General features: G+C 41.7%; 5 protein-coding genes and 1 pseudogene. 1 reads left to right on the top strand and 5 read right to left on the bottom strand.

Going from position 1 to position 8,904, the window contains the following annotated elements; genetic code table 11:
* The 5 genes from HMPREF2988_RS08075 to HMPREF2988_RS08095 all read right to left on the bottom strand — a co-directional run.
* A partial coding sequence (locus HMPREF2988_RS08075) for a putative mucin/carbohydrate-binding domain-containing protein (protein WP_257243312.1) occupies positions 1-5,027 on the bottom strand: 5,027 nt, incomplete at its 3' end.
* 36 nt (positions 5,028-5,063) lie between these two features.
* On the bottom strand, positions 5,064-5,468 hold the full coding sequence (locus tag HMPREF2988_RS08080) for an LPXTG cell wall anchor domain-containing protein (protein ID WP_070770383.1): 405 nt from the start codon (positions 5,466-5,468) through the stop codon (positions 5,064-5,066).
* 4 nt (positions 5,469-5,472) lie between these two features.
* Entirely contained in the window at positions 5,473-6,084 is a 612-nt protein-coding gene (locus tag HMPREF2988_RS08085; protein WP_002315812.1) for a hypothetical protein, read from the bottom strand.
* Positions 6,085-6,120: 36 nt separating this feature from the next.
* Positions 6,121-6,516, bottom strand: a complete 396-nt coding sequence (locus HMPREF2988_RS08090) for a hypothetical protein (protein WP_202401275.1) — start codon at positions 6,514-6,516, stop codon at positions 6,121-6,123.
* Between the two features lie 529 nt (positions 6,517-7,045).
* Entirely contained in the window at positions 7,046-7,570 is a 525-nt protein-coding gene (locus HMPREF2988_RS08095) for a mycothiol transferase (RefSeq protein ID WP_070770385.1), read from the bottom strand.
* A gap of 284 nt (positions 7,571-7,854) precedes the next feature.
* On the opposite strand from HMPREF2988_RS08095, the pseudogene scm reads away from it, so the two are divergent.
* A pseudogene (scm, locus tag HMPREF2988_RS13895) lies at positions 7,855-8,904 on the top strand (collagen-binding MSCRAMM adhesin Scm); the annotation flags it as partial.

Below are 8,904 nucleotides of genomic sequence, written 5' to 3' on the forward strand. Positions count from 1 at the left end.
AGTCCTCTTAAAGAAATCGTACTTCCCCATTTGACCTCATACGGTACAGTTGTTCTCAGGATGCCTAATCCGTCCGTCGTGCGTATTTCGACTTCTATTTCACGCGTACCAATCAATGACGTATCAAGTTCTGAACGTAAGGTGACTTCATACTCACTTGCGTCTACGACTGTGCCATTTACTCGTACATTTCTAACCAATTCCTTTAGATTGCGTCCATCGGCACTTTCACCTAAGTTGAACGTTTGTGGAGCCGCTTCAGCTTCCAACTGTTTGATTGGAACTAAGCCATTGTCAGTCACTCGATAATAAGAGAAAAGGGTGCCAAAGGAATAGTTTTCCGCAACTTCATTTACCATCAGTCTGCTTCGGGTGTTGGATTCCGCATGGTAAACTTTAATGATATTCCCAGCGGAAACCTCTAACGGATTGCCTTGATTGAATCCATTGATTGCATTCCTGTTACTTATATTACCAGGCACTTCATATTGATAGGTGCTTGTTTCTCCGTCTAGTACTTCGATCGAATAATAGACACTACTTCCATAATAAGGATGAACTTGTGTATCTAAGTTCGCTCGGTTATCCCCAAAAGTTGAATGGAGACGCAGTGTACCATCAACGCTTCTCGTCAAACTGTATGCTCCTGCTGTACGATCGTTGAGTCCTCTTAAAGAAATCGTACTTCCCCATTTGACCTCATACGGTACAGTTGTTCTCAGGATGCCTAATCCGTCCGTCGTGCGTATTTCGACTTCTACTTCACGCGTATCGATCAACGTCGTGTTGACTTCGGAACGCAACGAGATTTCATATTCACTTGCATCCACTGCTACACCATTTACCTGCACATCCTTAACGAATTCTTTTAGGTCACGTCCGTCAACGCTTTCACCTAAGTTAAATGTCTGAGGGACTGCTTCAGCTTCCAAGTGTTTGATCGGAACTAAGCCATTGTCCGTTACTCGGTAGTAAGAAAAAGGTGTACCGAAGGAGTAGTTTTCCGCGACTTCATTTACCATCAATCGACTTCGACTGTGGGACTCCCCATGAAAGACTTTGATGATATTCCCCGCAGAAACTTCTAGCGGATTGCCTTGATTGAATCCATTGATTGCATTTCGGATAATCGCATTCCCTGTGACTTCATACTGATATGTGCTTGTTTCTCCGTCGAACACTTCGATGGAATAATAGACGCTACTTCCATAATAAGAATGGACTTGCATACCTTGATTCGTTCTATTGTCACCAAATGTCGAATGCAGACGCAGTGTGCCATCTGCGCTTCTCGTCAAACTATAGGCGCCAACTGTACGATCACTAAGTCCTCTTAAAGAAATCGTACTTCCCCATTTCACTTCATATGGTATTTCTACTTCCAATGAAATATTAGCTACAGTAGATGTTATCTTTACTTTAGCATTACGAGTACCTACCAAGGAAGTATCAAAACCTATGAGTTGTTCGACTTCGTATTTATCAGAAGAAATTACGCAGTTGTTTAACCCAACGTATTCAAATAAATCGTGGGGATTTAACTCCGTGATATTTTCACCAAGGACAAAGTCTTGCTTCAGTGATTTCGCTGCTAGAACAGGTGCTGGTTCCAGTCCCTCTTCTGTCACTCTATAGTAAGCATAATCTGTTTCGTAAGTGTGATTTTTTTCTATTTCGTTTACCATTAAGTTGTTTCGATCGATATCAGAATCTCTACAAAAAACTCTGATCGTGTTACCCACAGAAACCTCCAAAGGATTACCGTGATTGAATCCATTGATTGCATCTCCAATGAGTTGGTCTCCTCTGACAGCATATTTATATATGCTGGTTTCTCCGTCGAACACTTCCAAATGATAAAAATCACTACTTCCATAATCAGGATGGACTTGACGATCTCGATACACGCTGTTGTCCCCAAATGTCGAATGAAGATGTAGTGTGCCATCTCCATTTTTCGTCAAACTGTATGCTCCAACAGTAATATTACTGTTTCCTCTTAAAGAAATCGTACTTCCCCACTTGACAGTAATCGGCACTTCGATGACTGAAACAGCTCCCACTGAATCTTCCAGTTGAACGCTAGCGGTCATCTCTCCAACGCGGTCGATGTTTGGTCGGTTTAGATAAGTGGCTTTCAGCTCTGACGGATCGTCTCTGTCATCTGATACATTTTCTAGCAGATCCATTGGCGAATCTGGCAATGATTCTCCTAAATACAATTCTTGCGCAATTGGATCAGCTGTTGGAGGGGCGTTTTCAACTGTAAAGGTGATCTCATAGTCATAGGAGACTGTTTTTCCTGTAGATAAAGTCTCTGTTACTCGGATCGTTCCACTTGTCGTACCGATGACAGAAGTATCTGGATACTGGACAAATCTATCCAAGTTGATGTTCTCTACACTTGATACATCTAAGAACTCGGCTAATCGGCTGTCTAATTCACTCTCTGTCATCCCTTGTAAAATCATATGACTTGATGTAGTCAATTTATTGATATTCAACGCGCGGTAACCGTTTGCTGTGATCTCGTAGTAGACTTCTCCGCCGTTAGAGACAAATTGCTCGTTTTCTGTCACTGCATTTTTTGTTGGATCTGCTACCCAAGCACGGACGACATCACCATAGTTGACCGTTTGTGTCCTCCAGCGGTTTAAAACATCATTCTGTCGTTCTCCTCCTTCCGCTGTTACTGCTTGATTAGCAGAATCGTTCGTTAGATCTACATTGTTTTTTTGACTCACGTCATACCAAGAAAAATTATAGTAATCTCTCCCATAGTAACCCGAATTTATAATGAAGTTGCCTTCGTTAGGTCTTATTCCTCTACTTGCAGTAATTGATGGACGAGTCCCCCGATGATGTAAGGTGAAAGCAGCAACTGTCCTCATAGCTATTGGATCACTACCACCAAACGCAATACTGTCTCCCCATATAACACCTATATTGATAGATGTATCTTGAGAAAGAGTTGTCCCATTCACAGTGACTCGAATCGATTGTGCTCTTCCAACGCTCACGGTATCTGTAGCAATAGGCGCAGCAGTCATTTCTACTTCATATTTGTCGTCATCAAGTTGCTCTCCATCTACCTCGACATCTAAAAACTGACGTAGATCAACTGTATTCATATCTGTTCCTAGCAATACCTTACTATCAGGCTTAGCCGTTACTTCAAGTTTAGGAGTCACGACAAATGGTACTGTGTAGTCGTATGTCACTGTTTTTCCTGTCGATAAGGTTTCTTCGACTTGGATTGCTCCAGTCTTTTCTCCTAAAGTAGAAGTATCTGGATAATCCAGGAATCTCACTACTCGAAGGTTCTCCTTGCCAGAAGTGTCTAGAAATCGACTGACTTGACTATCTAAAGATGCTTGCGAAGCGCCACGTTCAATCGATTGTTCTGTCGGTGTCAATGTGTTGATGTCCAATTTACGGTAGCCGTTCGTAGTGATTTCATAGTAGACTTCTCCACCATTAAAGACAAATGGCGCATCTATTGTCATTGAATTTGTCACTGCGTTCTTTTCTGGGTCTGCCACCCATGAACGGACGACATCACCATAGTTGACATAGTTGATTTGTGTATTCCAGCTATTCAAGATATCTTGGTTTCTAGCATTTCCTCTTGCTGAGACTGCTCGATCCGCGGAATCATTTGTCAAATCAAGAATATTTTTTTGACTCAAGTTGTACCAAGAAAAATTATAGTAATTTTGACCTAAATAATTTTCATTTATCACAAAATTAGTTAAACCCGAATTGTTTCTTCCTGTAACTGCAGTAATCACTGGACTTGTTCCACGATGATGTAAGGTGAAAGCAGCCACTGTCCTCATAGCTATTGGATCACTTCCACCAAACACGATACTGTCTCCCCATACGACAGGCATTTGGAAATGTATTCTTTCACTCTCATGAACGGTTCCATCCATCGTATAACGGATTCTCACCCATGCACTTTTTGATCCTACTGTCCCTACCACGTCCAAGCTACCTAAGTTAGTCTCAATGATCTCGTAACTATCTGGGTCAGAAGAAGGCAACAGGCTCCCATTAACCCTTACTATCAGACTATCTTTGTGTTCCTGAGGAAGCACACCCAAAATAAAAGGATTGGCAGGATTGGCGGTGATCTCTACAGTAGGTTCTGGTTCCCTAGTATTGACCGTGAAGTTCCCAATCGACAGATAATTGATCGGCACATCTTCTATAGGCGTAGGAGGGACCTCACCACCAGAAGCTACGGCAGTAGAACCTAATACAAGATTATGGATCCCAGCTGTTAACTGATAATCGGTACGGTTGCTAGCTCTTGTTCTAGTGATCGTCCCTGACATCGTCATCGTGAAATCATTATTGTTTATCGTGTGATTCGACGTAATACTAAGATCACCAGAAGCGCCCCCGACTTCGACGACTTCCGTGCGACCGATCTGATAAGTCGTTGAATAATCACTTGTATGATTTGGCGATCGACCATAGTACATCCTATCAACAAATCTAACACCGATATTACCATTACCAACAATATACGCGATCCAGTCAGTGCCATTCCCATATACGAGAGAATGAGTCGGAATCGTAAAGCTGTAGGAAATACTGTCACCTACATTGGGACCCAGTTCCGATAAGTTGCTGACTCCCGCATTGAATCCAGGCTGGGCTGCTGCCTGATAGGAACTTTCTCCATTCCTTCTCAAATCTCCGCGATATTGGGGAAGATTGGGAAGATCAATCTGCGGACTTGGCACAGCCGTTTCTGGTACGGGAACTGCTGGCTCTGTTTGCGGTTCGACGGTTGACGGTTCGGGTGTGGTTGGTTCCGTGGATGATTCTTCTGCTACAGGATCGACTACTGCAGGAGCTTCTTCCACTTGCGGTTCGGCTATTGGTTCTGTCGGTGTTTCTTCATTTGCTGTCTCGCTACTTTCAGGCGTCAAAGATGAGACTGCGTAGACAAGGGTAGTCGGGCTGATGCTGGAAAACAGTAAGGTAAAAACTGCTAGTATTTTGAATAGTTTCATTTTTCTCTCCTCTCTCTTTTGTATTTGCACGCTTGTCTAAACATCTGTGTCTCCAGGCAAGGCTTTTTTACTTAATAAAGAAAGAGAACCGAGGAGAAGCAGCACACCTGCTGCCGTTACCCACCTGCTTGTTCTTACAGCATTCGTCTGAGGCAGATTGCCTTTAGTGTCGCTAGAACCGGATGTTCCTGACGTATCTCCACCGGTACTTTTTCCCGAATCAGTTGCGGAATCCGCAGTTGAGCCTGTATCAGGCCCAGCACTTGATCCTGTTCCAGGATCTGTACTTGGACCTGTTCCAGGTTCCGTTGGTTTTTCTGAATAGATCAGTCCGCTAACTTCGATCGTGCTTTCTTTTTCTGCTGCATCTGCCAAACCGCTTATTGATAGACAGATAAACCCCAGAAGGAAAAACAGCGGAAGGATCCCTGTTTTTTTCATTTTTTTATACCCCTATTGCTTCAAATTGCAAGACAAGCTCATATTTAGGGTTGATGGCTTCCCCAAATTGGAAATTCGCTCCGACGCTACCAGAGAAAGTAAACTCTGTGACATCGTTTTGGTTCGGCAATGTCACTAACTCGCGTGGAAATTGCGGAGCAGTCGTTGGGTTGACTAAAGAGATAGATGTACTGCTGCTGACACTATCCATGTTCAACACTAATTCCGGCACTTTGTCTGCATCTTGCCCTTTGACGAAATTGCCCACAGAGACTTTCACGCCTTTTGTCGAATTGTTTCTGATTTGATAGATTGGTGCCACGACCTTACCCTCTGTCGCATCTGTTTGTCCGAACAAGACTTTTGTCGGGATCGATACATCGATCCAATCGACTGGATCCGTTGGCCCAGGTCCTGGTCCTGGATCAGTTGGGTCCCACTCTTTAAAAGTGCCTTCTGCTGGGATCGTTGCGTTATCTTGTTTTTGGACTGATTCGTAAACCGTATTCGGATCAGGTTCGCCACCCACCCATGTATAAGCGCTTACCGTTTGCCCGATTGCCGCACTGCTTACTAATGCAAGTGCCGGCAACAACATTTTTCTTGAGACTCTCATTTCTTTTCCTCCTAAAAAATATATATTTGCTATCAGTTAACTTTCAACTGTTAACTTTCCAACGACAGAAGATGTTCCGACTACATTCTTTTCGGAATCCAAAAATTGGACCGTACTGATCGTTTTGTATGTTCCTTTAGCTACTTTACGCAACAGTTTGCCTTCACTTACATATTGTTCTGGCTGGATCACTCCAGAAATGTAGATTTCATCGTCTTCTCCTTCGATATAAGTTGTCACTTCGATGGCGTATTCATTACTGGGCGGGTTTTGGATATTGACTGACCCAGGTTTGTCAGAGGTATCAAAATGCATCGTCGTATCCAACTTCAGCCGAACATAATCTTCGTCTGCTTGATCTTGCAGAAAATCACGCAACTCTTCTTCTGACATGTCCTTGATAAATGATTGATCGCCGCTATTCAAATTCATGATCACTTCCGGCTCTTTCCAGAAATGGTCATAGACAAAAAAGCCACCGAGTGCAACTACCAGTACTACTAGGGAAGCGATGATCTTTTTTTTGTGTCGTTTGACCAGAATATCTTCCTCCTTTGCCGTTTTTTATCGATAGAACTTTTCTGTTTTTTCTATAAAAACAAATGGCTCTGTTTTTGTTTTTCCATAATGTTTTTATCGATAAAACTGCCTACCTGCTAATACTTTATCAGACTAAGAACACACCCTCAGAACAGTTTTTTCCTTTTATAGAAATATGTGGATGACCAGAAAAGTTAAATAAACTTCCTTCTTATTGGATTATTTATTAGGACGAAATAGTAACCGATTACAATGAAAAATGGAAGGATTTGAAATGAAAAATAGAAAATCACGTTTACTGACGGCTTCACTATTATTTAGTACATTCCTTACTACTATACAGATCGTGGTTGCCAATCAACTGAAATCAAAAAAGAACTTGCGACTTGTTTTTGTCGTAAGTTCTTTTTTATTTAGTGTCTTAGTCTTTCAATCCCAATAAACGTCTCGCATAAATCACTTGACCAGAGTGCATGGCAGCGTCATCAATAATAGAAACGAGACGCATCCCTCGCGTGACTGGTGGTGTCCAGCTCTTGTCAATTACTTCATCTAGTTCGGAAGGTTCTAACCCTCTTAAATAAGAAATAGCAGAATCAGAAGCAGCCCGCAAGTATCCAAGCAAGTCTTCTACTTGATTAGCTTGGATTTGTTTTGCTTGTTCCAGACTGTGCTTCCAATCTTGTTCGTCATCTGCTATCGTCATCGGAAATCGGCTTTCCCAGTCTTGGCTGTGCCAAATTGGAGAGGTACTGGCTAAATCAGCAATCTGGAAATCCAATTCTCGAGCGGTATGCCAAGCCAGCCAAGTCATTGATTTGATTTGCGGAGCTCTGTCTTCCACTGGAAATCGGTTGGCCTCCTCAATAGAGACGCCTTCAAACAAGCGTTCAAATCGCTCGTATGCTCGGTCCACACTCTCGCATAACATATCTAAATAATTCATCTGTTTTCCTCCTTTTTATTTATCCTACTTGCTTTTTCCTAACTCTAGGATTTCTACTTATATGTTACTACACCCCCTCACTTTTTACACTTTCCAGTCACTAGCATGATCGTTTGGAGATTGAAAGAGAAAGATATTCTCTATTTTCCACTTGAACAAAAATCAACAAAATGAATGATTCATTAATATTGTTTAAATAAATAATGATTTTTTAAACGAACAGTTTAAGCCTAGGAAAAAAAGAGTATAATAGGAAAATGTTTGAAATGAAAGGAAGGGAAAAGATGAAAAAAAGGGTAAGTTTATTAGTATTAGTTACTTTATTGTTCAACATCTTTTCGTATGGTGTGGCCGTTTCAGCGGAGACATTTCCTAAAGATCCTGGGAATGTCTATAATGATTTAACTGGTAACTATGGTTTGCTGGGAATTGCTGGTCAATTCCATGTATTTGCCAAAAACAAGACAACGGTTAATGCCCATACAGACGGAAATATAGCAACACATGAACTGGATGCAAATAATAATTTTGGGACAGAGCTTCATGAAGGCTTATTGAACCAAGAGATCAATTATATACAAAAAACTGATTCTTTCATTAATTCTTCTGGAATCCCTACTGGCGACACAAGAATGAATAAATTTGTCGTTGGTAGTAATGTGGATGTAGCATTACAAGATGGACATCCTACGGTTAATGGAGCAAGGCTTGATCACTTAACTCCAGATGATTTCTATAAAGACCGTGATGGAAACGAATATATTGATTTCGAGCAAGAGTTTGCTAGATTGAATGTAGCAGCAAATGACCTTGCAACTGCCACCCCAGCTAAAACATATACTGCTGCGGATTTTCCAGACATGAATAATCGAACCATTGATTTGACTGGTCTATCAGATTCTCGATTTTTATTGGTAAATATCGACGCAGAAGTGTTAACGATGAATACGCCACTTCAAATCATTAATCCAAGTGATCAAGTAGTCGTATTCAATGTCATCAACAGTTCTTCTGCATTGAACGTACAGTCGCCAATCAAATACAACGATCGTTCCAATCATGAAACAGAAGATTTTTCGGATGCGAATATCTCTTGGAATTTCGGAAATGAGATGACTGATTTGACAATCAGTGCTCCTTTTCAAGGTACGATACTTGCGCCTAATGCCACTATTCATATTACTCAAAACCAAGACGGTACGATTATAGGGACAAATGTGATTTTAGATGCGGCTACCAATCGTTGGGATCCTAACGAAATATTTATCAGCGACAATGGTACAGGCGGTACAGATACCACGACCACAAGTGATAGTACCGACACAACGACTACA

The organism is Enterococcus sp. HMSC061C05 (assembly GCF_001814765.1).
GTDB lineage: Bacteria > Bacillota > Bacilli > Lactobacillales > Enterococcaceae > Enterococcus_B > Enterococcus_B lactis.